The organism is Streptomyces sp. NTD91, assembly GCF_059510455.1.
Map to the genome: position 1 here is coordinate 1 of NZ_JCAJZW010000059.1, position 24,022 is coordinate 24,022.

Consider the following 24,022-nt stretch of genomic DNA (forward strand, 5'->3'; position numbering starts at 1 on the left):
TGGGGCACCCCCATCGCTTGCCAGAACCCCGTGTAGAAGGCGGTCACGACGAGCCCGGCAAACAGCAACAGGGCGAGCTGGAAGCAGCCATGTGCGATCCGGCGCAGCCAGTACCCGGCGCCCCGGTCGAACCAAGTAGTGCCCAGGCGCGGAATCGCCGCCGGCTCCACCTGCTCCCCGGGGACGCCGTCCGTCGTTCTTTTCATGTCGTCCCCACCAACCTCAGAAGATCTTGTGCCACAGCGCCGTGGACTTGTCGCCGATCCAGTGGCCGGCGCCGGTCACCATACCCACGCCCGCATTCCACGCCTGGGTCCCGGAGTGGCCGATGCCGTCCAGCGTGCCCACGACCGCGCCGTGGTCGTCCCAGTCCTCGCTCCAGTGCTCGTGGAACAGCTTGTCGGCGAAGGTTCCCACGCCGACGACGACCGCGCCGCCGACCGCGGCCGTGGCGACCACTCCGTCCACCGGGAGCGAGGCCGCGAGACCGACACCGGCTCCCAGAGCCACCAGGCCGCCGCCCACGTCGACGAGCACCGAGTGACCCCAGGACCAGCCCTCGTCGTGGTCCTGCTTGGCCTCCAGACCGCCGGCGGCCACCGTGGCCGCGACGTCGATGACCGGGATCTCCTTGAGGAACCGGGGAGCGCCCTCGGCGAGTTCGCTGCCGCGTAGGACGTCCGCCATCTTGTAGTTGAGGTACCGGTCGTACGGCAAGTGGGAGCTGCCGTTCTCCAGTCCGGCCAGCCGCCCTTCCAGGCTGTCGAGTTGGTCGGCGGCGGCCTGCCACTCCCCGCGCAGCTTGAACGCTTTGGGGAGGTTCGCGTCCGCCGTCCGGAACTTGGCCTCCTCGTCCTTCAGTGCGGACAGCGCCTTGTCGTGCTCCTCTCGGGCGTGCTTGATATCGTCGGCCATGTCCAAGGCGAGCGCCCGGTCGCCCTCCGCCCCAGCGGTCCACAGGCCGCGCAGGTAGTCGGCGACCACGATCTGGTCGCCCTTCTGCATCGGCTCGCTGGGGTCGATCTCGGCGTAGAGCTGGCCGATGCGCTTGGCGGCGACGAGCCGGGCACGCTGGGCCTGGTGCATCAGCTCCGTGTAGAGGGTGGTGTAGTCGTTGTTGTCCTTTATTGCCTGCTCCTCCTTCGCGGAGGGCGGGTTGTTCGTCGCGAGGGGGAGGGGCTCCCCCTTCGGCCCCATGGGCACGCCCTTCTTCTGGGCGGCGTGGGCGGCGTTCTGCAGTGCCGTGTTGGCCGAGGACAGGTTGGTGGCCAGGTCGGTGAGCTCCTTACCCACCGCGTAAACCAGTTCAGCGAAGCCGCCGGCGGTGATCGCGTCCTTGGTCCATGCCGCCTCGAACTTCTCGGCGGCCTCGCCCTTCCAGCCCGCGTCCTTGACGAGCTTGTCGACCCCCTTACTAAGCGGTTTGACGATGCCGTCCAGGTGCTCCTTGGCAGCGGTGAGGGCACTGCCCATGGCGGCCAGACCGTCGATGTCGCCGCCCACCCAGGAATCCGTCACAGCTTGTGTCCCCCGTCTCACTGTCCCATCAGGTCTTCGAAAAGCCCGTGTACGTCGATGTCGCGGTGCGTCAAGTGCTTGACCGCGGCGTCAAGGAGATCCCCGTGCTCCTCGATCCGGCCGGCGAGTCTGGCATGCAGACCCGAGATCGCGTCCATCATCGACCGAATCGTATGATCGAGACCGTCATCGCCCGACTTTGCGACGGCGGGGCTCACGGAGGTGTGGAGTTTGGCGTAGGACTTGGCCTCCGTGTGAAACGTGGACGCCATTTTCGTCACGTCCGACGTCACGATTTTCAGGTCGGTCACTGGACTGCCTCCGCATAGGTTCTGACGTCCTCGGCGCTCCAGACCCGTACACCGGGCGGAAGTTGCGGGTCGACGCGAACCGGGGCAAGCCCGTTGTCGTGCATCAACCGGGCAAACCACCCGACGGGCACCGCCACCCACGGCTGCGCGTCACCGAGCGCGGCGACCAACTTCGCGGGGCTGGTGAACGCCACCGCCACCGGGTTTCCGTCGGCCCCCGGGAGCGGTTCGAAACCTATCGTGGGGCGGCGCCGTGGATCCGCGGCATACCGCGGATGTGCGGGGACTAGCACCTCCACGTCCGGTTCGATCGATGCTTTCGGACGCTCGGCGGGCGGCGTCAGATCCCGGTCGTAGGCATCGAACGGAGTGGAATAAGTAGACATGCGCACCTAGGGTCGACACAGGCCGTCGGTGTGATTACGGAATTCCGACGGCACCTTGTCACTTTACGCGCATCAATGCAGGGGAACGCGAGACTAGAGCGATACCCCGTCAAGGTTTACTAAAAAGACGAGTTGACGGCATACCTTTTTTTCACAGAAAAGACCATCCGTGTCATTTTCCCTCGCCGACGCGCAATTCGTTGGAAAGAGCACGAATCGCATCTTTCACCCTGCTGAAGCAGGTACAACAGCCGGAGATCTGATGGTCCTCGCCGATCTGGCACGCGCGTGCCTGCTGCTGACCCTGGCGACCGCATACCTGCTCGCGACCAGATCGCCGCCTGCCTGGCTAGAGCCGGAGCCCGAGTACGTCACCGCCGTCGATGACGGCGGGCCGCGGCGGCGAGCGGGCAGCTGTTGGCAATGCACTCGTTGATGAGGACGGCCGAAAACGGCCAGGGATGCTGCTGGCCCCAGTTCGTTCGGTGTTCAACGGAGTGGGGATTGGTGGGTCTTCGAACTTGAGCGGTGTGGCGTCCCGAGCGGACTGACTGGCTGTCACGTTGCGTGAGGACCGCGGGTGGTGGAGGTTGCCCTGGCAGCAGGATGCCCGTGGCCGTGGGTGATCATTTCTGTTCTCGACGCAGAACGATCACCCAGAAACCACGGGCTTGGACAACGATACGACGTTGCTGCTCGACCTGGACGGCCTGGCCGTCACGCGGGTGGAGCGGCTGGAGGACGGCACCCGCCGGGTGCACCTGATCACCGCCGATGAGCAGGCACGGGCCTGCCCCGAGTGCGGGGTGTTCGCCACCCGGGTGAAGGGCTCCGCGACGACCCGGCCCCGCGATTTGCCGTACGGCGAGAGCAGGCTGGAGTTCCATTGGCACAAGCGCCGCTGGTGGTGCCGGGAGCCCGGCTGCCCGCGCCGGTCGTTTACCGAGCAGATCTCGCAGCTGCCGGCGGGCGCGCGGATCACCAAGCGGCTGCGCGGTGCCGCCGGGCGGCGGATACGCGATGCTGCCTCCACCGTCATCCAGGCCGCCCGTGACCTGCATCTGTCCTGGCCCACCGTGATGGACGCCTTCCGCATCGCCGCTCACGAGGTCACCCAGGCGCCGCTGCCCGAGGTGAAGGTGCTGGGCATCGACGAGACCCGGCGCGGACGGCCGCGCTGGGAACAGGACCCCGCCACCGGCAAGTGGATGCTGACGCGCGATCGGTGGCACACGGGGTTCGTCGACGCGCTCGGCACCGGCGGCGCCTCGTACAGGCCGCTGGTCGACTCCATCTTCTGCAGCTTGTCCCGCGCGGCCGCCAGCGCCTTCACGATCGGCCCGTTGATGACGAACGCGGGCGCCCGCCCGTCCCGCTCCAGGCGGTCGTGCACCGCCCGCCGTACGATCGCCCAGGCGCCCTGTTCGAGGTTTCCCGCGCTCAGAAGCTCCATCCAGCCGGCGTGGATCTGCAGGAACACCTCGTGTATGACCTCTTCGGCCACCCCGCGGGTCCCGAAGTGGACCTCCGCGTACGCGTGGAACGCCTCCTGGTGGACCAGGTAGAAGGCCTCGAAATCCAGCGGCAGCCCCAGCGGCAGGTGCATGGACTGGGACAGACCAGACCCGTAGTCCGGAGGCGGGGCGCCCTCTGCGGCGTCGTCGTCACTCACGCGGGCCTCCCGTCGGCATGGGACATGGACGGAGATCCTCTCCATTGAGGTCAGCTAGTGTCCTGAGTCTTTATTTCACTGTAGAAGTAGGCTGTGCTCATGGCGCGTATGGGTCGGCCGACGGTCGAGGTGGTCCTGACGGATGAGGAGCGGGAGACGTTGCTGCGCTGGTCGCGGCGGGCAACGTCCTCGCAGGCTCTGGCGTTGCGGTGCCGGATCGTACTCGCGTGTGCTGATGGCGGTTCGAACACCGCGGTGGGGGCGGAGCTCGGGGCCCATCCGGTCACGGTGGCCAAGTGGCGTAAGAAGCCGTTGTCAATCCGAGCGTGATGGCTTTGTTTCCGCAGGTCAGGCATGTTCTCGGCGGGTGGGCGGCAGGGATGGCTGTGTCGTGTCACCGCACTGTCGGAGGGCTGGATGCCGTCGCCCATGGGGCTGTTGGAGGAGCGGGAGCTGTCCGCGCGTCAGCGCCTGGAGAAGTGCCGCGAGGAGGTGGAGCGCGCTGCGGCCGCGCTCGCCGAGGCCGAGCGGGCCTGCGAGCGGGCGGTGATCGCGCGGGAGGAGTTCGCGGCGGCGCTGGCCGAGGCCCGCGGGGCGGGCGGTCCGCCGCCGGGTGGCGGGGGTCGGACCGCGGCCGCGGCGCCCGGCACGATCGTGCCCGATTGGCGGCCGGGCCTTCAGCCGACCGTCCTTGCCCCGGACTACCAGCGGATCATCGGGGCCCTGGAAGCGGCGGTACGGGAGGGGACCGGGCCGCTGAACTGCCGGCAGATCGCCGCCCACTTGGGCTGGGAGACGTCGGCTGCCGGGGTGGAGGGGTGCGGGCCAAGGCCCGGCGGGTGGCCGAGCGGGGCTGGCTGGTCAAGGAGCCGGACGGCCGGTTCAGCGCCGTGCGGCCAGGCGGCGGGTCATGAGCGCGGTCATCGACCAGTAGATCATCGCTTCCGCGGCCGGGGTGGTGCGCTCGTAGTCGCGCGCCAGGCGACGGGTGCGCAGCAGCCATCCGTTGGTCCGCTCCACCACCCAGCGGCGCGGTAGCACCGCGAAGCCCACCGTGTTCTCGGCGCGCTTGACCACCTGCAGCACCAGCCGTAGTGCGGCACCGGCCCATTCCACCAGCGCCCCGCTGTAGGAGTTGTCGGCCCAGATCAACTTCAAGCGGAAGTACCGGGCGCGCAGCGGCGGCAGCATAGCGTGCGCGGCGTCGCGATCGGTGGTCGAGGCGGCGGTCACCAGTACGGCCAGCAGCAGCCCGAGACAGTCGACCACCAGGTGGCGCTTGCGCCCATTGATCTTCTTTCCGCCGTCGAAGCCGCGCGAGTCGGCACCGACCACGGCGTCGGCCTTGACCGACTGGGAGTCGATGATCCCAGCTGACGGCTCCGGGTCACGGCCCTCCTTCACGCGCACCTGTCGGCGCAGCCGGTCGTGCGGCTCGGTCAGCAAGCCCTGCGCGAGGTAGCGGCGGAAGAAGCGGTAGACGGCCACCCAGCCGGGGAAGTCGACCGGCATCGCGCGCCACTTGATGCCGCCGTCGACCAGGTGGAGCACGGCGTCGACCATCACGCGGTGGCAGTAGGACTCCGGTCGGCCGCCCCGTCCCTGAAGCCAGCGCGGCATCGGCAGCGCGTCGCGGACCACCGCCCACTCGGCGTCGGTCAGATCGCTGGGGTAGCGGCGCTCGCGGGCTTCGTGGTCGGCGGCGTTGCCGAACCGGTGAGCGAGGCAATCACACCGCGACACACCGGAGTTGGACACCGACGCGACGGACGCGGAAGACTGTGCCACTGGGGCCTCCTGAGTGCTTGTTGACTCGACATCTCCGAGCTACGCAGGAGGCCCTTCCTTCATGCGCCAGCCAGTCCCTGATCACCCGAACGGGAGCAGGACCCGCACGCCCGTCCGCTCCTCAAGCTGCAAGATCGCTTTGAGCTTGGCCCGCCTCTTCGCCAACCCCGAACTCCCCTCCCTGGACGACTACTACGAGCCCTGGACCTACGACTACGACACCCTGCTCTCCGCCCCGCTCGGCGACGACCTGCCCACCGCCCGTCCGCGCTCCCTGATCGACGGCCGCCCCACCGCCGTCACCGGCTTGGCCGGAACCGGGCTCGTAGCCCGTGGTACTGGGTCTGGGGCTGGGCGGCATGGTCATGGCCTCGCGTCCGGTCCTCGACGTCGCTCCGCCGAGGCGGGTGTTTTCGGGCCGGTGCTGATGTGGACGATGCCGCTGTCGAGGTCGACCGGCCCGCGGCGGGGGTCTCCCTCGCCCTCGTCGTCGCGCATCCACTCCAGACGTTGTCGCTCCTCCTGAACGTGGCGGGCGCTCGGCAGGAAGACCTCTTCGACGATGTTCACCGCAGGACACCGCCTTGATCGGGCCGAGGTTCCCGACACCGAGACGGATGGTCTGAAGGCATGTGCATCCTCAAGTCTCCTGGCTGTGGATTCAGCGGCAACCGCTGTCGTGTTGCGAAGAGCTCCATCAGCCCCGAAACGCCGATGGGAAGGATGTCCGGGGCCGTAGTGGGGAGTTGGCGTGTCAGCCGTTGCGAGCGGCCTCTGGGCCGGTGATGCGTTCGAGCAGGGGGAGAGTCGACGCGATGATGCCCAGCGAAGCGACGAGGCCGACAGCGACGAGCGCGTAGTACGCCACCCCCGGCGACACCAGGTCATAGCGCATCTGCGATTTCAGGAACAGGGCCGAGGCGGCGAAGGCCGCACCGATCGAGATCACGGCCACCGCCAGCAGCGGCAGTGTGCTCTCCAGTCCGATCACCCGCTGCAGCAACCGCAGCGGCGCGCCGGTCAGCCGCAGCAACGCGAACGGGCGCCGGCGATCCGACAGGCCCGCCACCACGCTCACCGCCAGGCTGCAGCCCGCGATCGGCAGAGTGGTCAGCAGCACCACATCCGCCAGTTGCCGCCAACCGGCCAGTTCCTGCTGCAAGTCCGTGCCCCAATCGCCTACCGTACGGACCTGTTGGTGCGGGTAGGCGATGCTGAGCACGGTCCGTACGCGTTCCATGGCGGCTGTCGACCCGTCGGTGGCCACGTAGACAAGTTGTACGGGCAACTTGGCGATGGCTGTGGTGCTGATATCGGCAGCGGGCCACGACAGGCTCTGATGCGACTGCAGGCTGACGAACGCGTAGAAGTCGACGGCCGTGACGCTCGCGCCGGCCGGGCAGCGGCCCACCATGGGAGTCCGCGCCAGGTCGGAGCAGGTCACCAGGGTCGGTGCCTCCGGGGGCGGATCGCCTGGGTGGACTCTGCGGTGCACCGCCTTGCTGACGCCGTCGGGGTCGGAGTGGACGACTGCCACGCCCCGCACGCCCGGCATCGCCCGTACCTGGGTGAGCAGCCGTGCCGGGAGGGCCTCGGCCAGCGGCGCCTGGCCGCCGCTGCCTGCCTCCACCACCGTCCGGGTCTGCCGGTCGCCGCCCAGCGTGCCGCGATAGTCGTTGATGGTGCCGATGATGCTGACGGTCGCGGTGGTCACGAACAGGGCCAGGACGAGGCCGCTTACCGCGCGGAAGCCGGCCTTCGGGTCGTCGGCGAGCCGCCGCACCGCGATCAGGGCGGCCGGGCGGCGGGTGCGCCGGGCCACCGCCCGGGCGACGATCATGGTCAGCCACGGCCCGGCGATCACCAGGCCCAGCATCACCAGCAGGAAGCCCGGGAGGTAGGCCGCCGTCTGGCCGTTCCCGGTCGCCGGTCGGCGGCCGGCGAAGACGAAGTACGCCAGTTCGGCCAGGCCTGCCAGCAGCGGGATCAGCCGCCAGGCGCGCGGCGGGCGCGGGGTCACCCGACGGGTCACCCCGAGCGGGGAGACAGCGACCCGGCGCAGCGCGAGGCGCGCCGCGATCGGTGCCGCCACCGGCACTCCGACGACGACGCCGAGGGCCTGGGGTGCGTTGAGCGTCAGATCCGAGAGAAAGAACCGCTGCTGCCCGGTGAGCGGAACGATGGCGACCAGCGGGCGCAGTGCGGCGTAGAGCCCGAAGCCGACCACCGTCCCGGCGGCCGCCGCCAGCGCGGACTCCACCGCCGATATCAGCGACACCTGCCGGGGAGTAGCGCCGACCAACCGCATCGCCGCGTACCGCTGTTCGCGTGTGGCGGCCGACAGCCGGGTTGCGGTGGCGATGAAGATCAGCACTGGGAAGATCAGTGCCCCGGCCACCACGGAGGAGATGAGCGTCAGCGCGTCGCCGCGCACCGCGTTGTCCCAGCACGCGTTGTCGCAGGTGGCTGGCCGGCGGGTAGCGATGGCGGTGACTGCCCTCGCCCCTGGTGCGCCCTTGATCTGGGAGGGAACACGGCCGATGACAGCGATCAGTGAGTCCGGGGATGCCAGGGCGGCGTTGCCGATCGTGCCGGTGAGCCGCCCGGGGAAGCGGTCGCCCAGTTGGCCGGCCGGAGTGTCGCGGATGAGCTTGGCCAGCGCGGGAGAGGCGTAGTACTCGCCGGGCGCCGGCAGGTGCGTCAGGCCGGGCGGGACGGGCGAGGTGGGGCCGGTCGCCGCGACGTCGACCTCGGTGAGGGACTCGCCGTCGTAGTAGTCGCCGTGCGGCCACCACCACAGCGGGTCCGCCGGCGCCTGCTCGGTACGGCTGGCGGCGCCGGTGTCGAGCCACACCTGCCGCTGGTTCGTCCGCTCGACGGCGTTCATGCTGGCGAAGGTCGACAGCAGCAGCCCGACACCGATGGCGACCGCGCCGGCGATCATGGCCAGCCGGGCGAGCGCCTCCCGGCCGCCGCTGACCGCGAGGCGGAGCGCGAAGGCGATCACGAGGCGATCCGTCCGGTCGTGAGCAGGCTGGCCTTGCCGTCCCGCACGATGGCCTCCCGGTCGGCGTGCGCGGCGACCCGGGGCTCGTGGGTCACCAGGACGATGGTGGTGCCCTCCTCCTGGGCCGCGTCCACCATCAGGTCCATCACCTGCTCGCCGGTCAGCGAGTCCAGCGCTCCGGTCGGCTCGTCGGCGAACAGCACCTTGGGCCGGGCGACCAGACCGCGGGCCAGCGCCACCCGCTGCGCCTGACCTCCCGACAACTCCCCGGAGCGGCGGCGCTCCAGGCCGTCCAGCCCCAGCCGGGCGAACCAGGGCCGGGCCTCGGCTAGGGCGGCCGCCCGGCGCATTCCGGAGAACAGCAGCGGCAGGGCGACGTTCTCCTCGGCGGTCAACTCGGGGACGAGCTGGCCGAACTGGAAGACGAAGCCGAACGTGTCCAGGCGCAGGGCGCTGCGCTCGGCCTCGTTCATGGTGTCGATGCGGCGTCCGTCGAAGTGCACCTCGCCCGAGTCGGGGGTGAGGATGCCCGCCAGGCAGTGCAGCAGAGTGGACTTGCCCGAGCCGCTCGGGCCCATCACGGCGAACACCTCGCCGGCCTCGATGGCCAGGCTGGCGCCGCGCAGGGCGGGGGTCTCGCCGAAGGCGAGAGTGAGGTCACGGGCCTCGATCAGGGCGCTCATGCGCGCACCGCCGCTGCCAGCGTATCCATCCGGGCCGTCGTCAGCTCGATCCACCGCAGGTCGGCCTCCAGGTGGAACAGGCCGTGGTCGGCGAGCAGCGCGTCGATGATCGGACCGGTGCGGCGCAGCTTCGTCAGCTCGTGCATCCGCTGCAGGTGGGCGGCCCGCTGGGTGTCGAGATACTGCTGGGCGTCCCGGCCAAGCATCAGGGCCAGCACGACTTTGGTGAACAGCACGGTCTGCAAATTGGGCTCGGGGGCCACCGGCTCGGCGAGCCAGGTCTCGAACTCCGTCGCCCCCGCCTCAGTGATCACATAGCGCTTGCGCTCGGGGCCGACCCCGGGCTCCGCCTCCCCGGCGATGACCTTCCCGTCCCGCGCCAGCCGGCCAAGCGTTGTGTAGACCTGCCCGTACGGCAGCGGCTTGCCGCGATTGAAGAAGGCGTCATAGTCGCGCTTGAGGTCGTAGCCATGGCTCGGCTCCCGCTCCAGCAGCCCCAACAGGGTGAGAGGAACACTCATGCGAAGGACCATACACCGCAGATATACTCTGAGTGTATATCTGCTGAGAGTCGGTCGTGGTCCTGGGACCGAACCTCCGGTTGCCGACCTGTCACCGGCCACCACCAGCCTGTCGCCCTGACTCGACCGTGAGGGACACTGGTTCAGAGCTTTGCTCGGCTCCCGATTGACGGCTCGCTGCGGCGGTGAGTGTCGGCTTTGTGATCCGGAAGGCCGCCCTTTTCACGTGCAGCCGACAGCACGCGGCTTCGCTCGGCCCGGCCGGCAACCCGGCTGGACCGGGCGTCGCACGGTGCCGGGCCAGGGGCCGTCAGCCGACCGCGCGAGTCTGCACATGGTTTGCCCGCTCAGGTCAGTTGAACTGGCCTGTCGGTGACGCCGACCACGGCGAGGCGTTCGGCGTGCTCGGTTTTGGGCGCGAGCGACCAGGGTCTCCTGCCGGCCGGCGATCCCGCCGAGCCAGACTTGTTGACGGGCCCCGGGACAGCGGACGCGCCCCATTGGAGGAATACCCACTCCCACTCCGCAGCCCCACAAGGAACGACCGCCTCATCCGGGTGTCAACCGCAGATGACGATGGGTGTCACAGTCGAAGCTGACGAACACCGCTTCAGCAGGGCTCGCGTTACTGACTCGATCTGCTTCTGCGCGCCAGTGGCGACAGCCTCACAGGTCGGACCACCGGTAAGACCATTCCTCGATCCGCCGCGTCTGCCACGGTGATTCCCTCACTCCGATGCAGTATTGTCCATTAAGGAGCTTGAAGAACGTTTCACGAATCCCAGAAAAAGGGGATTGACTTTACTCCTGATTCGGACACAGGGGAAGATCATTGAGATATCCAGGCTGAATTAATCTGGGCAAGGGAACACGAGCCCGCTTCGGTGGCTGTATACATTGCTGAAGGCGTTGGTATTACCCGCGAGGAAGCTTTTGAGCGAGAGGCTGAGCATGCCCTGCCGCTACCCATTGAACTTCCCTGTCTACGGCTGAGGACTGCGCCATCACGTCGGATCGGCGGCCTTGGTCGGCCCATCGCGGTCCTGTACTCCGAGAGACTGGTGCCGCTGTGCGGTTGTTTCTCCGTGCTCCCGTCGCACTCGGCCCGCGACCCCAGGGCTCCCAGCGGTGCAAGCCCTCCTGGTGCCGGGTTGCGAGGGCGACCGGTGATCGGGGCTGCTCCAGATCACCCTCGTGGGTTGCGCTCCTGTGCTCCCACCCGCGCACACTGGACGTATGCGCGGGTTGACCGCCGACGGGGCGGCGGAGCGTGAGGACGTGCTCGCGGTCGCCGTGGTGGAGGCAGTAGAAGCGACGAACGCGTACGCGGGGAGTATCTTCCTGCGCTCCCCCGACCGCCGGTCGATCGTGCTCGCCGCGACGTGCGGGGTCCCGCCGTCTCTGCTGGGTGGCTGGGGCCTGATCGCGGCGAGCAGCCCCATCCCGGTGGCCGTGGCATACACGTCCGGGCGTACGGTCCATCTGGCGAACGCCGAGGAGACGATGCGGCGCTATCCGCAACTCGCGGTGGCTCTGCCTTATGCCTTCGGCTCCTGTTCCGTGCCGGTGCGCGCGAGTCACGGTGAGCTCTTCGGGGCTCTGGCGATCGTGTGGCCGGCTTCACTGGGCAGTGAGGGACTGTCCAAGGCCCAGCGTCGCCACCTGAGGAGCATCGCCTGTCGCCTCGGTGATTGCCTGGCCGAGCTCCGCGCCCGTACCGGTGATCCTGTGGAAGGTGACCCGAAGATGGCTCCCGTCGAGGCCCCTGCCTATTCGGGGGCGGCCGTCCAGGTGGGCTTGTTCGACTGGAACCTCAGCTCCGGCATCCTCCACGCGGACGAGGCGTTCTGCGCGATCTTCGGCCTCGATCCCGGCGCCTTCGACGGACGTCCCGAAACACTTGCCGCGTGCTTGCACCCCGGGGATCGCAACGCCTTCCGGGTCTGCGTCCGTGAGGCGGCCAAGGGCCAGGTAATCGCGCAGCGTCTGCGCGTACGGGACGGCAGCAAGAGTGACGAAAGATATGGCACCGTCGAGTTCTACGGCTGGGTACCGGAAGCCGATGACGGGTGCACGGCGACACGTCTGGTCGGCTCGGCCGTGGATGCCCGGGCGGGGGTTGCGGCCGTCGCCGCGGTCGAACGCCTGCAGGACGGGCTGTTCTCCCTGGCCCCCGATGGGCGGGTCACCTACGCCAACCGCCGAGCCCTGCACCTGCTGGACGTCTCCGCAGACGAGATACTCGGCCAGTGCCTGTGGGACGTGCTGCCGTGGCTGTCCGACCCGAGCGTCGAGTACTGGCACCGCTCCGCGATGATGTCTCAGGCGCTGTCCTCCTTCCTGGTGAGCCGGCCGCCGGACCAGTGGCTCGCCTTCTCCCTCCACCCGCGGCCTGACGGGGTGACCGGCTGGGTGGCACCCGCCACCCAGCCGTCCTCGACCACGTCGGCTCCCGCGCCTCCACCGACGTGTGTACCTGTCACTGCACCAGCGCGCCTTGGCGCGATGTACCACATCCTGCAGTTCAGCAGCGCGCTGACCGAGGCGGTCACCACACGCCAGGTCTGCGAAGTCGTCTCCGACCAGCTCCTGCCGGCCTTCGGGGGCCAGCAGATGGCGATCTATGTGGTCCGTAACCAAGCGATGCACCTTCTCCACCACACCGGCCACCATGAGACCTTCCTCGACTGGCTCCAGGGCGTTCCCCTAAACGCCCGTCTGCCCGGAACGGAAACCCTGACCTCCGGGGCTCCCCTGTTTATCGAGTCCCAGAAGGATCTCGCGCGGGGCTACCCAGGGATCCCCACGGGCCGGGTCAGCTCTTGGGCATACCTGCCATTGATCGCCTCTGGTCGTCCCGTCGGCACCTGCGTCCTCGGCTTCGACGACCCCCATCACTTCACGGAAAAGGACCGTGGCCTCCTGACCGCACTCGCCGGTCTGATCGCCCAGGCCCTGGAACGAGCCCGGCTGTACGACTCGGAGTTCGCCGTCGCGCACGGCCTACAGCAGACGCTGCTGCCGCACCGCCTGCCGAAAGTCCCCGGCATCCGGACTGTCGCTCGCTACCTGCCCGCCACCAGCGGCATGGACATCGGTGGCGACTGGTACGACGTCATCCCCAGCAGCAATGGGGTCTGCCTCGTCATCGGTGATGTGGAGGGACACAGCATCGCCGCCGCGGCCACCATGGCCCAGTTGCGCAGTGCGGTACGCGCGTTCGTGGCCGCAGGGCACGCACCCGGCGACGTCATGTCGGGCGTCAACCGCACCCTCATCGACCTCGACAGCGACCTGCTGGCCAGCTGCTGCTACATCCACTTCGAACCCCACCGCGATCACGCCGACGCGGTCACCGCCGGCCACCCCGCCCCCCTGCTCCGCCTCCCCGACGGCACGACAACCGCAGTCGATCTCGATATCGGTCCAATCCTCGGCGTGGACCACGCGAGCAACTACATCCCGACCCGTATTGCCTTCCCGCAGGAATCCGTCCTCACCCTGTACACCGACGGCCTGGTGGAGACGCCCGGAGCCGACATCGGCATGGGGATCGACCGTCTGCGAGTGTCACTGGCCCACGCCCGCGCGGCCTCCCTGGACGAACTCGCCGACCGCCTCCTGTACCACGCCCGCGGCTCCACCCACCGGGCCGACGACATCGCCCTGCTCCTGACTGAACACCACTCCAGCCCGATGACGACATGACCAGGCGGCCGTCGAGCGCCACCTCGGGTGTGGCGCCTGGATCAGGCAGACGTGTCGGATACGGCGCAGGCCAGTGGGCGGAGATCTGCGTGCAGCGCCGCGTGGACCGCGACGCGGGCAGTGGCATACGACTTGCCGGCGCTCCGGCCGCATCGCCAGCAGGGGTCCGACGCCACTGATCGGCGAGCAGCCGCGCGAGCACGCCATGCCCATACGACACCTGCCCGGCGAGTGGGCGCACCATGTACCGCATCGACGGCTCTGCTGGGTTGCGGAGCCGCCCGATGGGCAGCTGAAGGTCGAGTGGTGCCCCTGAGCCAAGGCGTGGAAGTCGTCGGCCTCGTAGTACGGCTTCAGATGTGGCTTGTGGGTGTGGATGCCGCCGAGCATCGCCTTGTAGCCATGGCGGGTATGGGAGCGGACCAGGGCGTCGACAAACCGGTCCCCCAGTCCTTGGCCGCGGACGCTGTCGGCTACGGACACCGCATCGAGCTCGACGAGCGACTTGGACAGCCGCATGCACGACTCTCGGTCCACTCCCCTCTCTGCCAGCCATTCGACCGGCGGGGTCGCGTGGCCGAGGCCGACCACCAGCCCCGTTGGGCGTTCCTGGCGAGCCCTCGCTCCGCTTTCGGGTGCACACACCGCCCAGGGCGTAGCGGCGGAATGGGGTGTACACCGTCTTCCACGGGCCGTAACGGGTCGGCAGGTCGCGCCAGGAGATCCCGGTGCGGATCTTGCAGACCATGACGTTGATGATCTTCCGGTCCTCGACGCGAGGTCGGCCCGTCACGGCTCGCGGTATCAGCCGAGCGAGTAACTCCCACTTCCGGTCCACGAGTTGGCGGCGTATCACACCCACCATGATCCGCCAGTGCCGACCGCCTGCCCGGGTTCGCCGACGTGGCCCCGAGACCCCGAGACTCGGCCGTCTGAGCGGCAACCTGCGCAGGCCGAGGCGGTACCACCGCGGGCTGTTGCGGTCGATGTACCTGTCGGCGATGGTCAGCATCACGATGTGTCCGGCGTCGAAGGCGTACTACCAACGTGTCGTCCACGGCACAGCGGGCCAGGCGCAGGCTTCCGGTCTCGGTCAGCGGTGCGTTACGGTGCGGCATGAGGGCCTTTCTGGTCGCCGGTGCAGATGTCGCAATCCACACCGAGCCAGAAGGCCCTCACCCATTTCAAGATCACACGTCAGTGATCGCTGTCACCAACCTCCATGGACAGAACAACTAGGGACGGGCAACGAGGGACCTCACCAGGCATGGACGGTCGCGCCGCGGAAGTCGCGCAGGAAGTCGCCGTACTTCTCCAGTGCCGTCACCGCGACACCGGGCCGGGCCGGGCCGGCAGCCAAGGGAGCACCATGCCCGCGCGGCCGCCGCTCACTACGCAGCAGCCGGTCTTCTCCCCGGTGGTCCTCCCCTTCGCGAGGGCAGTGATCCATGTGTCGATCAAGCTCCTCCCCCCATCGCTCCGGCGGTCTGAAGGTCGCGGTGGATCGGTGTCCGGGAGCCGGTGAGCGGTATGCCGGTGCCGCCTCGTCTGGCGGCGACGATCTCCGCCACGATCGACAGGGCGGTCTCCTCCGGCGTACGGGCACCGAGGTCGAGGCCGATCGGAGAGCGCAGTTTTGCCAGCTCCTGCACGCTCACGCCGTCGGCCCGCAGACGCCGGTTGCGGTCCTCGTGTGTGCGGCGCGAGCCCATCGCGCCGACGAACGCCACCGGCATGCCGAGGGCCAGCTTCAGCAGAGGCACGTCGAACTTCGCGTCGTGGGTGAGGACGCACAGGACCGTGCGGGCGTCGGTCTTGGTGCGCCGCAGGTAGCGGTGCGGCCAGTCGACGACGACCTCGTCGGCGTCGGGGAAGCGGGCCCGCGTGGCGAAGACCGGGCGGGCATCGCACACGGTCACGTGGTAGCCGAGGAACTTGCCGGCCCGCGCCAGCGCCGAGGCGAAGTCCACCGCCCCGAAGACGATCATGCGCGGTGGCGGCACGTTCGACTCGACCAGCAGGGTGAGGCCGCCGGGGCAGTGCGAGCCATCCGCCGAGATCTGCACCGTGCCGGTACGGCCCGCCTCCAACAGGGGGCGGGCCTCGGCCGCCGCCCTACGGTCCAGGTCCGGGTGGCCACCGAGAGCACCCTCGTGCGTGCCGTCGTGCCGCACCAGCAGGGCCCGACCGAGGAGTTCGGCCGGGCCGCGGGCGACCCGGGCCAGGGCCGCCGGCCGGCGCTGGGCGACGGCCGCCACGGCCGCCGCGAGGACCGCCCGGGCGGGCGCCTGGCCGGACACCGGCGTCACCAGCACCTCGATCGTGCCGCCGCAGGTCAGTCCGACGGCGAAGGCGTCCTCGTCGCTGTAGCCGAACCGTTCGAGCACACCCTCGCCGGTGCGCAGAGCCTCCAGGCACAGTTCGTACACCGCGCCCTCCACACAGCCTCCGGAAACCGAGCCGATGACGGTGCCCGCACCGTCCACGGCGAGTGCGGCGCCGGGACCGCGCGGTGCGCTGCCGCCGACGGCCACCACAGTGGCGACGGCGAACTCCCGGCCCTCCTCGATCCACCGGTCCAGCTCCTCGGCCAGGTCAAGCATCAAGCGCTCCCGCCGCCGCGGTCAGGACCCTGTCCGGCCGGATGGGCAGGGCCCGGTGGCGCACGCCGGTCGCGTGCCAGACCGCGTTGGCGACAGCGGCCGCGGCGCCCACGATGCCGACCTCCCCGATGCCCTTGATACCGACCGGGTCGTTCGGGTCGGTGTCCTCGATCCAGTCGGCCTCCACGTGCGGGACGTCGGCGTGGGTGGCCACGTGGTAGCCCGCGAGATCGGCGCCGACGTGGCCGCCCGAGGCGCGGTCCCGTACGGCCTCCTCGTGCAGCGCCATGGAGATGCCCCAGATCATGCCGCCCACGAGCTGGCTGCGCGCGGTGAGCGGGTTGACGATCCGGCCCGCCGCGAAGATCCCGAGCATGCGCCGTACGCGCACCTCGCCGGTGGTGACGTCCACGGCCACCTCGGCGAACTGGGCTCCGAAGGAGTGGCGCTCGGCGGGCGCGAGCGAGCCGACGGCCTCGGTGGTGTCCGACCGGACCGTGATGCCGTCCGGGGGGACGTCTGCGCCCAGGCCCAGCCTGTCGCGCAGTTCCTCGGCGGCGGCCGCGACCGCCCAGGACCAGGAGCGGGTGCCCATGGAACCGCCGGCGATCATCGCCGGTCCGAAGTCGCTGTCACCGATGCGGACGCGGACCCGCTCCGGGGGCACGCCCAGCGCGTCGGCGGCGACCAGGGTGAGTGCGGTACGGGCGCCGGTGCCTATGTCGGCCGCGGCGATCCGCACGGTGAAGACGCCGTCCGGATGCGCGGTCACGGTTGCCGTTGAGGGCGCCGCGCCCGCGGGAAAGGACGCCGCCGCGGTGCCGGTGCCGAGCAGCCAGCGGCCGTCCCGGCGCAGGCCGGGCCTCGGGTCCCGGTCCGCCCAGCCGAACCTGCGTGCGCCCTCCCGGAAGCAGGCGGCCACGTTGCGGCCGGCGAACGGCAGGCCGGACACCGGTCCCCGCTCGGGGTCGTTGCGCAGCCGCAGTTCGACCGGGTCGATGCCACACTTCTCGGCGAGTTCGTCGAGCGCCGCCTCCAGCGCGAAGGAGCCCGGCGCCTCACCCGGGGCCCGCATGAACGTCGGGGTGGGCACGTCGAGTCGGACCACGCGGTTGGCGGTGTGGTGGGCGTCGGCGTCGTACATCACCCGCGCCACGCCCGCGCTCGGCTCGACGAACTCGTGCACGGTGGAGGTGAGGCTGAGGGAGCTGTGCTCCAGCGCGCGCAGCCGCCCCTCGGCGTCGGCGCCGAGCCTGACCCGCTGCGCGGTGGGGCTGCGGTAGCCGGCCAACGAGAACATCTGGCGGCGGGTCAGGACGACTCGCACCGGGCGCTGCAGGACGGTCGCGGCCATCACGGCGGCCACCTGGTGGGCCCGTACTCCCTTGCTGCCGAAGCCGCCGCCGACGTGCTCGGAGCGCACCCGCACCGACGCCGGGTCGAGCGAGAAGAGGTTCGCCAATTCACCGATCACCCAGGTGGCGCCCTGGTTGGAGTCGACGACCTCGAGCCGACCGCCGTCCCAGTGGGCGGTCGCCGCGTGCGGCTCCATCGGGTTGTGGTGCTCTTCGGGGGTGCGGTACTCGGCGTCCACGACGACGGCCGACGCGGCCAGTTCGGCGTCCAGGTCCCCCTTCTCCGTCACGGCCGGCATGTGCCCGTCCACCGGGTAGGCGCCCGGGTGGCCCGTGGTGAAGTCGATGTCGTGGGGCTCCTGCTCGTAGTGCACCACGAGCGCCTCGGCGGCCTCCCTGGCCTGCTCGGACGTCTCGGCCACGACCAGCGCCACCGGCCAGCCCAGGTGCGGCACCCGGTCGTGCTGGAAGACGGCACAGGTCGGGTCCGGCTTCGAGCCCAGCAGCCCGGTGTAGTCCGTGTTCACGCGCAGGGCGTTGCGGTGGTCGAGGACGGCCAGGACGCCGGGCATGGCGAGGACGGGGTCGCTGTCGATGGCGCGGATGCGGCCTCGGGCGACGGTGGAGAGCACCAGCCAGCCGTGCGCGAGGTTGGCGAAGGGGATCTCACCCGCGTAACGGGCCGCGCCGGTGACCTTGTCCCTGCCCTCCACGCGGGTGTGGGCGGTGCCGACGGAAGGCGTCTGCGTGTGTGTCGAGGTGGTGACGGTGGTCATCGGGCGGCCTCCTCTGTGAGCCGGGTGAGCTCGGCCACGACGAGGTTGCGCAGGAGGGTCACCTTGTATCCGTTCTGGAGCAGTGGCCGTGCAGCCGCCAGTTCGGCGTCCGCCGCGGCGGCGTAGGTCTCGGCGTCGGCCGGAGCGCCGATCAGGACGCGTTCGGCGGTCAGGGCCCGCCAGGGCCGGGAGGCAACGGCGCCGAAGGCCAGGCGAGCGTCGCGCACCACGCCGTCCCTCACGTCGAGCGCGGCCGCGAGCGAGCCGATGGCGAACGCGTACGAGGCGCGCTCGCGCACCTTGCGGTAGCGGGAGTTGGCGGCGACCGGGACGGGCGGCAGGACGACGCCGGTGATCAGGGCGCCCGGCGACAGGGCGGTCTCGCGGTGCGGGGTGTCGCCGACCGGAAGGTAGAAGTCCGCCAGCGGCACCTCGCCCGCCCCGTCGGCGGTCTCGAAGTGGACGACCGCGTCGAAGGCGGCGAGGGCGACGGCCATGTCGGAGGGGTGTACGGCGACGCAGTTCTCCGACGCGCCCAGGATCGCGTGGTTGCGGTGCTCGCCCTCGACGGCGGGGCAACCGCTGCCCGGGACACGCTTGTTGCAGGGCTTGGTGACGTCGGTGAAGTAACCGCAGCGGGTGCGCTGCAGCAGGTTCCCGCCGACCGTGGCCATGTTGCGCAGCTGTCCGGAGGCGCCGGCCAGCACCGCCTGGGCCAGCGCCGGGTAGCCGCGGCGGACCTCAGGGTCTGCGGCCAGATCGCTGTTGGTGACGGTGGCGCCGATGCGCAGGCCGCCCTCCGGCGTCGGCTCGATCTGGTCCAGCGGGAGTTCGCGGATGTCGACGAGCCGGGCAGGACGTTCCACGCCGGCCTTCATGAGGTCGACGAGGTTGGTGCCGCCGCCGAGGAAGCGGGTGTCCGGATCGGCGCCGCGCAACACGACGGCGCCGACGACATCGGACGCCCGCCGATAGTCGAACTCCCTCATGCCACGGCCTCCTTCGGCTCCGTGCCGAGGCCCGCCCGTTCCGCGTCCGGCTGGGCCTCGGCCGCCTGGGCCACGGCCTCCACGATCGAGACGTAGGCGCTGCACCGGCACAGATTGCCGCTCATGCGCTCTCGGATCTCTTCGGCGGTGAGCGGCGGTGGTCCGGCCTCGGGCCGGATGTCGTCGGTGACGGCGCTGGGCCAGCCCGCCGCGTGCTCCTGGAGCACCCCGATCGCCGAGCAGATCTGTCCCGGAGTGCAGTAGCCGCACTGGAAACCGTCCAGATCGAGAAACGCCTGCTGCACGGGATGCAGCTGGCCGCCCTCGGCGACGCCTTCGATGGTGGTGATCTCCCGGCCCTCGGTCGCCACGGCCAGTTGCAGGCAGGACACGGCCCGGCGGCCGTCCAGCAGGACCGTACAGGCGCCGCACTGACCCTGGTCACAGCCCTTTTTTGAGCCGGTCAGCGCGAGGCGCTCGCGCAGTGCGTCGAGCAGGGTGGTGCGGTGGTCGACGGGCAGTGTGTACTTCTCGCCGTTGATGTTCAGGGTGATGACACTGGACGTCGATGAGGCCATGAGCAGCTTCTTTCGCATTTCCAGGGCAGATAGGGCATTTCGGGCAACCGGGTACCGGGCTGGTGCGGAGGGTGTGTGGTGCGGCACTGTGCCGCGGGGGCGGGGCGGCGATGCGTGGTGCTGAAACCGAAGGGGACCGCGGGCTGCCGGAGAGGCGCGTCCGCAGATATCGTGGGCACAACCGGACAGCTGTCCGTAACTGGGAAACGTAACGGACAGCTGTCCGGTTAGCAAGGGCGAGGTTCGGCCACGAACCCTCGGGAAGGACGAGTGCCGCAGATGAAGGACGCACCCCGGCGCTCGGACGCCCAGCGCAATCGCGAGCGCATCCTGGAGGTGGCACTCGCCGAGTTGTCCCGCTGCGCGGACACGCCGCTGAGCGCGATCGCCAAGAAGGCCGGCGTCGGCCAGGGCACCTTCTACCGCAACTTCCCCAACCGCGAGGCACTCGTCCTGGAGATCTACCGGCATGAGATGCAGCAGGTCGCCGAGAGTGCCGCGCATCTGCTCCGGACCCGGCCGCCCGCACAGGCCCTGCGTGCCTGGATGGACCGGCTTTCGGAGTTCGCGATGACCAAGGTCGGCCTGGCCGACGCGATCCGGCAGGTCACCAGCGCGCCAGGCAGTCCGGCGAAGCCGGCCCCCACGCCGGTGATCGAGGCGGCGGAACTGCTGCTCCGCGCCAACGAGCAAGCCGGCACCGTCCGGTCCGGCGTCACGGGGGACGACTTCCTCCTCGCTATCGCGGGCCTGTGGCAGCTCGACCCCAACGACGACTGGCAACCCCGCGCCACCAGGCTCCTCGACCTCGTCATGGACGGCCTGCGCGCGGGGGCGCCCGGCCGGTGAGCACCGCACCGCCGGCCACCGGCGGCACGATTGCCGGGACCCGCATGCGCCGCGGCGCCCCGCCCAGGACGCTGCCCCGGGACGAGAAGCTCGCTGCGCGAGCCATGCACGCGACCATGACAGCCCCCTCGGTGGCAAAGGCCGAGGGTTTGGACACAGCACTGAGGACGAGTGGCTGGCCACGGCGTGAGACCCCACGAGTAGCCACAGGTCACAGCCTCGCCGTAGGACATGAGCGACGAGAACCTACACCTTTTGCGGCACCCCGGATCCTGTGTCCCTTTCGCATCAGCGATGTCGATCACCCGGCCGCCGGGGGATCCTCGAGTGACGTTGTCGTGGCTGAACTGATGCGGTCCGTGGATGGGTTGAGGGGAAACGGTTGTATCCCGTGATCGACGTCCAGGGATCCTCGCTCGGTCAGCTGTCCCTGGTGGGTGGCATGATCGGCCCTTGCCAGTGTGAGCACGCCGGCTTCGCGACTCGGGGGCGGTTCGTACGAACAGATGGCAGGAGCTCTCAACGCTGGTGCAGAAGCGGCTGAGGGCGAGGTCGTCCGGGGAACGCGGCGTTTTCGCTGCCGGTGTTGCGGAACGGCTCATGAGCCGGCACGAGGCGCTTCCCGAAGACGAGCAGGCGCCGTTCACCATGGCCCTTCGCCCCCTGCTGAACTCTGTGTGGGAGGGCGTTCTCGGTGATACGACGGCCTTCTCGGCAGTGAAGCGCGGTGTCGCCGAGTACATGCTCAGCGACTACTGCCACAACGACGGCCAGGACGGGCCCGATGATGCGGACGAATCTGCTGCAGCGGCAGCGTTGTATGCCGCGCACGCCTATCTGTTCGGCTGCCACGACTTCGCCTGCTGGACGAGTCGCCGGGCGGTGGAGGCGGTTGATCAACACCTTGAGTACCTGGCCGAGCGGGATGGAGACGAGCTCGTCCCTGATCCGGACGAAGCGCTGGCCGCTGAACTGCAGCGGCAGTTGAGGGATCTCGACCTCATCGCGAAGTACTCGGCAGATCTTCGCTACTCCCGCATGGGACTGCCCATCGACACCTCGATCCGACTCAGCGTGGAGCTTCGAGATCCTCTCTCCAGCCGGGCGTGAGCGCCCGAGAAGCCGGGTCCCTGAGGCCCACGGTGGAAGCAGACCGCATCGACTGAGACGAGAGTCAGCATTCTTCCGCCAAGGACCAGATCAACTGGGATCACCGGCACCGAGGTGACTCAATTTTTCTGGTCGTAGCAGGTCACAGCCCCAGACCCGGACCAGATCAGATCAGTTGAGACAGGACACTGACCTTCAAAGCGTGGTGTCATGGGAACCAGCGTGATCGGGCTTGGTCATGGCTGCTTTGGCGGCTCGCTCGATCTTCGCGCACTGGGCTTCCCAAAAGGCCGCGTCGCGCTGTGGAGTCGTGTACTGGGCTGTTGTGCCTGTCGACTCGTCGAGTTGTTCGCGCAGGATGTCGGCGTGTCCGGCGTGCCGGCTGGTCTCGGTGAGTATGTGGACAAGGATGTTGAACAGCCTCACGTTGGGGCGTGGCCACCAGGTCACGTAGCCGGGAGCGTCGATGGCGAGGGCGGTGATCGTCGCGTCTGAGTGCTCCCAGACGCGACGGTAACGGTCGACGATCTCCTCGCGCGTCTCGTGCTCGGTCGCCCACATGTCGGCACCTCGTTCCCCGGCATCGTCCCACCGGGGCAGAGGTTCGGGGAACGGCCGGTCGAAGACCTCGCCGAAGTACCTGGACTCCCAGATCGACAGGTGCTTGACCAGGCCGAGAAGGTTCGTGCCCGTCGAGGTCAGGGGGCGGCGGATGTCGTACTCACCGAGCCCGTCGAGCTTCCAGAGCATCGCCTCGCGGATCTCTCGAAGATCGCTGTGCAGGTACTCTTTCGCGAAATCATCGATCATGGGGCATGAGCCTGTCATGCACCGTCGGCAGGCTCAATCTGCCGGCTGCCCGGCCGGGAGTCGGCCAGGTCGATGACGGCACAGTGGGGGAAGCCGCGGCCCTTCGCTCCGGTCCCGGCCGACAGCTTCTGCCAGGCTCGCCGGGGCACCTTCCTGGCCAGGCCGTCCGCTCGGAACTTCCCTGCCCTGGTGGTGACTTCGTGCGAGGAGGCCACCGCGAGAACGTAGCCGGTGCCGCGTTCCTCCAGCGCGGTCCGCAGGGTCGGGTTGCCTCCGTAGACCTCGTCGCCCGCGATCCACGCGGACTGGTGGCCGGTGTCGAGGGCCAACTGCCGGACCCGACGTTGTGGTTCGACCCGCGCGAACCGGCCCGCGATGCGGCCCATCAGGGCCTCGAATGCCTCCTGCCAGCGGGCAGGGTCTGCGCTGTGACCTGCGGCCACCGCCTGATCTTCTGCCTTCACACACCGATGATCAACGATGGCGGCACTCGTTCCCGCAACGGGCCGGACGCAGATATCCGCGAGCCGGATTCCAGCTCGGCTGGCACGCTACCCCTCATGGCCACGCCCCTGGACCCCCGACAACGACTCGCCGCACTCCAGCGCTACTCAGCCGTGAGCGGCGAGGACTTCGTATCGGCGCCCTCGATGCCCTCTCCCCCGACCTGACCCGGCGGGATCTGCTGCTGCAGGCCACCGAACTGCACCGGCAGTCGCAACCGCACCGCCGCCGACGAGCAGCAGCACACCGACCGTCCTCCTGGCCCGCGCGGCATACGCCGTGGAGGACTCCTCGGACTCCAGCGCGCCCGGGTCCGCAGCATCTCTCTGCGTGCCGATGCCCTTCGCCCCGCCGACCGGGCCACCCGGCAGTTCAGCCTCGACGCAGGAGACGACATGCCCCTCGCGATCGAAGCCGTCGCCGACCACGCCCGCGCCCGCTACGGGCGCCAGGTGCTCTACCCGGCCGCCCTCGCCATCAGCTCCCCCCGTCCCCCGTCAGCCCGGCGCCAGGACAGAGGTGGTCGCCCAGAGGACGCTCGCGGACGTCGTGCTACGTAGTACCGCTGCCGGATCTTCGCGGTTGCTGCGACGATTTGCCAATGGCCGAGAGCAGGGAGCGCTTCGCGCACTGGTCGGCGAGGTCGTCGGGGACGGCGTCGCCCCGGGACTGTTCACCGAGGTGTTCTGGGCGTCCCTGCACGAGGTGGCGAGCCTGACCCGGTCGGGACGGCTGCCGCCTGAGTACACCGAGTCGAGGCTGGAGCTGCTGGTGGACCGGCTCGCCCCCGTCTGACGCACCCTCCCGGCAGGCGCGCACCCGGGGCTCTCGGGCTCCGCCGCTGCCCGCCTGCG

Annotated in this window: 18 protein-coding genes and 6 pseudogenes; 8 read left to right on the forward strand and 16 right to left on the reverse strand. The window is 69.6% G+C overall.

From position 1 onward, the window contains the following. The 4 genes and pseudogenes from AC5WRT_RS35410 to AC5WRT_RS35425 all read right to left on the reverse strand — a co-directional run. Positions 1 to 206: pseudogene (locus AC5WRT_RS35410) on the reverse strand (hypothetical protein); the annotation flags it as partial. A 16-nt stretch (positions 207 to 222) separates the two neighbouring features. Next, positions 223 to 1,518 (reverse strand): WXG100 family type VII secretion target, encoded by a 1,296-nt coding sequence (locus AC5WRT_RS35415; RefSeq protein WP_496098288.1) that lies wholly within the window; start codon positions 1,516 to 1,518, stop codon positions 223 to 225. Between the two features lie 17 nt (positions 1,519 to 1,535). Continuing rightward, entirely contained in the window at positions 1,536 to 1,829 is a 294-nt protein-coding gene (locus tag AC5WRT_RS35420; RefSeq protein WP_496098287.1) for a DUF6317 family protein, read from the reverse strand. Then, positions 1,826 to 2,215 carry an SAV_915 family protein gene (locus AC5WRT_RS35425; protein ID WP_496098286.1) on the reverse strand — a complete coding sequence of 130 codons (390 nt, stop codon included), beginning with the start codon at positions 2,213 to 2,215 and terminating at the stop codon, positions 1,826 to 1,828. The genes AC5WRT_RS35420 and AC5WRT_RS35425 overlap by 4 nt, the downstream gene beginning before the upstream one ends. 671 nt (positions 2,216 to 2,886) lie before the next feature. On the opposite strand from AC5WRT_RS35425, the gene AC5WRT_RS35430 reads away from it, so the two are divergent. Next, on the forward strand, positions 2,887 to 3,780 hold the full coding sequence (locus AC5WRT_RS35430) for a transposase family protein (protein WP_496098285.1): 894 nt from the start codon (positions 2,887 to 2,889) through the stop codon (positions 3,778 to 3,780). Between the two features lie 215 nt (positions 3,781 to 3,995). Further along, the gene (locus tag AC5WRT_RS35435) at positions 3,996 to 4,217 is read left to right on the forward strand and encodes a helix-turn-helix domain-containing protein (protein WP_496100958.1); all 222 of its coding nucleotides are present in this window, start codon (positions 3,996 to 3,998) and stop codon (positions 4,215 to 4,217) included. A 552-nt stretch (positions 4,218 to 4,769) separates the two neighbouring features. Here the strand turns inward: AC5WRT_RS35435 and AC5WRT_RS35440 are convergent. Beyond that, positions 4,770 to 5,675 (reverse strand): IS5 family transposase, encoded by a 906-nt coding sequence (locus tag AC5WRT_RS35440; RefSeq protein WP_496098283.1) that lies wholly within the window; start codon positions 5,673 to 5,675, stop codon positions 4,770 to 4,772. A gap of 136 nt (positions 5,676 to 5,811) precedes the next feature. Between AC5WRT_RS35440 and narY the strand changes: the two are divergent. Continuing rightward, a pseudogene (gene narY / locus AC5WRT_RS35445) lies at positions 5,812 to 5,979 on the forward strand (nitrate reductase subunit beta); the annotation flags it as partial. A gap of 59 nt (positions 5,980 to 6,038) precedes the next feature. Here narY and AC5WRT_RS35450 read toward each other — a convergent pair. The 4 genes from AC5WRT_RS35450 to AC5WRT_RS35465 all read right to left on the reverse strand — a co-directional run bounded on the left by AC5WRT_RS35450 (position 6,039) and on the right by AC5WRT_RS35465 (position 9,886). Continuing rightward, on the reverse strand, positions 6,039 to 6,245 hold the full coding sequence (locus AC5WRT_RS35450; RefSeq protein WP_496098282.1) for a DUF6191 domain-containing protein: 207 nt from the start codon (positions 6,243 to 6,245) through the stop codon (positions 6,039 to 6,041). Between the two features lie 184 nt (positions 6,246 to 6,429). Further along, positions 6,430 to 8,682 carry an FtsX-like permease family protein gene (locus AC5WRT_RS35455; protein WP_496098281.1) on the reverse strand — a complete coding sequence of 751 codons (2,253 nt, stop codon included), beginning with the start codon at positions 8,680 to 8,682 and terminating at the stop codon, positions 6,430 to 6,432. Further along, a complete protein-coding gene (locus AC5WRT_RS35460; RefSeq protein WP_496098280.1) occupies positions 8,679 to 9,365 on the reverse strand; it encodes an ABC transporter ATP-binding protein in 687 nt (228 codons plus the stop codon). Before AC5WRT_RS35460 ends, AC5WRT_RS35455 begins: the two co-directional genes overlap by 4 nt. Continuing rightward, positions 9,362 to 9,886: a PadR family transcriptional regulator gene (locus AC5WRT_RS35465; protein ID WP_496098279.1), complete on the reverse strand. Its 525-nt coding sequence runs from the start codon at positions 9,884 to 9,886 to the stop codon at positions 9,362 to 9,364. The genes AC5WRT_RS35460 and AC5WRT_RS35465 overlap by 4 nt, the downstream gene beginning before the upstream one ends. Before the next feature lie 1,236 nt (positions 9,887 to 11,122). Here AC5WRT_RS35465 and AC5WRT_RS35470 point away from each other — a divergent pair. Further along, positions 11,123 to 13,594: a SpoIIE family protein phosphatase gene (locus AC5WRT_RS35470; RefSeq protein ID WP_496098278.1), complete on the forward strand. Its 2,472-nt coding sequence runs from the start codon at positions 11,123 to 11,125 to the stop codon at positions 13,592 to 13,594. Between the two features lie 646 nt (positions 13,595 to 14,240). On the opposite strand, the pseudogene AC5WRT_RS35475 reads toward AC5WRT_RS35470, so the two are convergent. Next, a pseudogene (locus tag AC5WRT_RS35475) lies at positions 14,241 to 14,459 on the reverse strand (transposase); the annotation flags it as partial. A 5-nt stretch (positions 14,460 to 14,464) separates the two neighbouring features. Between AC5WRT_RS35475 and AC5WRT_RS35480 the strand changes: the two are divergent. Beyond that, a pseudogene (locus AC5WRT_RS35480) lies at positions 14,465 to 14,643 on the forward strand (transposase); the annotation flags it as partial. Between the two features lie 408 nt (positions 14,644 to 15,051). Here the strand turns inward: AC5WRT_RS35480 and AC5WRT_RS35485 are convergent. From AC5WRT_RS35485 to AC5WRT_RS35500, 4 genes are read right to left on the reverse strand one after another with little or no spacing between them, the layout of a single operon-like run. After that, positions 15,052 to 16,197 (reverse strand): XdhC family protein, encoded by a 1,146-nt coding sequence (locus tag AC5WRT_RS35485; protein WP_496098277.1) that lies wholly within the window; start codon positions 16,195 to 16,197, stop codon positions 15,052 to 15,054. Beyond that, positions 16,190 to 18,328: a xanthine dehydrogenase family protein molybdopterin-binding subunit gene (locus AC5WRT_RS35490; protein WP_496098276.1), complete on the reverse strand. Its 2,139-nt coding sequence runs from the start codon at positions 18,326 to 18,328 to the stop codon at positions 16,190 to 16,192. Before AC5WRT_RS35490 ends, AC5WRT_RS35485 begins: the two co-directional genes overlap by 8 nt. Continuing rightward, positions 18,325 to 19,317 (reverse strand): FAD binding domain-containing protein, encoded by a 993-nt coding sequence (locus AC5WRT_RS35495; protein WP_496098275.1) that lies wholly within the window; start codon positions 19,315 to 19,317, stop codon positions 18,325 to 18,327. Before AC5WRT_RS35495 ends, AC5WRT_RS35490 begins: the two co-directional genes overlap by 4 nt. After that, positions 19,314 to 19,895 (reverse strand): (2Fe-2S)-binding protein, encoded by a 582-nt coding sequence (locus tag AC5WRT_RS35500; protein ID WP_496100950.1) that lies wholly within the window; start codon positions 19,893 to 19,895, stop codon positions 19,314 to 19,316. The genes AC5WRT_RS35495 and AC5WRT_RS35500 overlap by 4 nt, the downstream gene beginning before the upstream one ends. A gap of 279 nt (positions 19,896 to 20,174) precedes the next feature. Here AC5WRT_RS35500 and AC5WRT_RS35505 point away from each other — a divergent pair, with 279 nt between their 5' ends. Both AC5WRT_RS35505 and AC5WRT_RS35510 read left to right on the forward strand, forming a co-directional pair. Then, a complete protein-coding gene (locus AC5WRT_RS35505) occupies positions 20,175 to 20,744 on the forward strand; it encodes a TetR/AcrR family transcriptional regulator (protein ID WP_496098273.1) in 570 nt (189 codons plus the stop codon). Between the two features lie 600 nt (positions 20,745 to 21,344). Next, positions 21,345 to 21,854, forward strand: coding sequence for a hypothetical protein (locus AC5WRT_RS35510; protein WP_496100951.1), 510 nt, complete (start codon positions 21,345 to 21,347; stop codon positions 21,852 to 21,854). Between the two features lie 195 nt (positions 21,855 to 22,049). Here the strand turns inward: AC5WRT_RS35510 and AC5WRT_RS35515 are convergent, their stop codons facing one another. After that, positions 22,050 to 22,664, reverse strand: a complete 615-nt coding sequence (locus AC5WRT_RS35515; RefSeq protein WP_496098271.1) for a DinB family protein — start codon at positions 22,662 to 22,664, stop codon at positions 22,050 to 22,052. A gap of 35 nt (positions 22,665 to 22,699) precedes the next feature. After that, a pseudogene (locus AC5WRT_RS35520) lies at positions 22,700 to 22,987 on the reverse strand (IS701 family transposase); the annotation flags it as partial. 799 nt (positions 22,988 to 23,786) lie between these two features. Here AC5WRT_RS35520 and AC5WRT_RS35525 point away from each other — a divergent pair. Continuing rightward, positions 23,787 to 23,963 (forward strand): annotated as a pseudogene (locus AC5WRT_RS35525) (TetR family transcriptional regulator); the annotation flags it as partial. Positions 23,964 to 24,022 lie beyond the last annotated feature (59 nt).

Excerpts from the sequence above, each read along its gene's own strand:
- AC5WRT_RS35470 (WP_496098278.1), top strand. The coding sequence starts at position 11,123 with ATGCGCGGGTTGACCGCCGACGGGGCGGCGGAGCGTGAGGACGTGCTC.
- AC5WRT_RS35500 (WP_496100950.1), bottom strand. The coding sequence starts at position 19,895 with ATGGCCTCATCGACGTCCAGTGTCATCACCCTGAACATCAACGGCGAG.
- AC5WRT_RS35490 (WP_496098276.1), bottom strand. The coding sequence starts at position 18,328 with ATGACCACCGTCACCACCTCGACACACACGCAGACGCCTTCCGTCGGC.
- AC5WRT_RS35435 (WP_496100958.1), top strand. The coding sequence starts at position 3,996 with ATGGGTCGGCCGACGGTCGAGGTGGTCCTGACGGATGAGGAGCGGGAG.
- AC5WRT_RS35460 (WP_496098280.1), bottom strand. The coding sequence starts at position 9,365 with ATGAGCGCCCTGATCGAGGCCCGTGACCTCACTCTCGCCTTCGGCGAG.
- AC5WRT_RS35515 (WP_496098271.1), bottom strand. The coding sequence starts at position 22,664 with ATGATCGATGATTTCGCGAAAGAGTACCTGCACAGCGATCTTCGAGAG.
- AC5WRT_RS35485 (WP_496098277.1), bottom strand. The coding sequence starts at position 16,197 with ATGCTTGACCTGGCCGAGGAGCTGGACCGGTGGATCGAGGAGGGCCGG.
- AC5WRT_RS35495 (WP_496098275.1), bottom strand. The coding sequence starts at position 19,317 with ATGAGGGAGTTCGACTATCGGCGGGCGTCCGATGTCGTCGGCGCCGTC.
- AC5WRT_RS35465 (WP_496098279.1), bottom strand. The coding sequence starts at position 9,886 with ATGAGTGTTCCTCTCACCCTGTTGGGGCTGCTGGAGCGGGAGCCGAGC.
- AC5WRT_RS35510 (WP_496100951.1), top strand. The coding sequence starts at position 21,345 with ATGAGCCGGCACGAGGCGCTTCCCGAAGACGAGCAGGCGCCGTTCACC.
- AC5WRT_RS35505 (WP_496098273.1), top strand. The coding sequence starts at position 20,175 with ATGAAGGACGCACCCCGGCGCTCGGACGCCCAGCGCAATCGCGAGCGC.
- AC5WRT_RS35425 (WP_496098286.1), bottom strand. The coding sequence starts at position 2,215 with ATGTCTACTTATTCCACTCCGTTCGATGCCTACGACCGGGATCTGACG.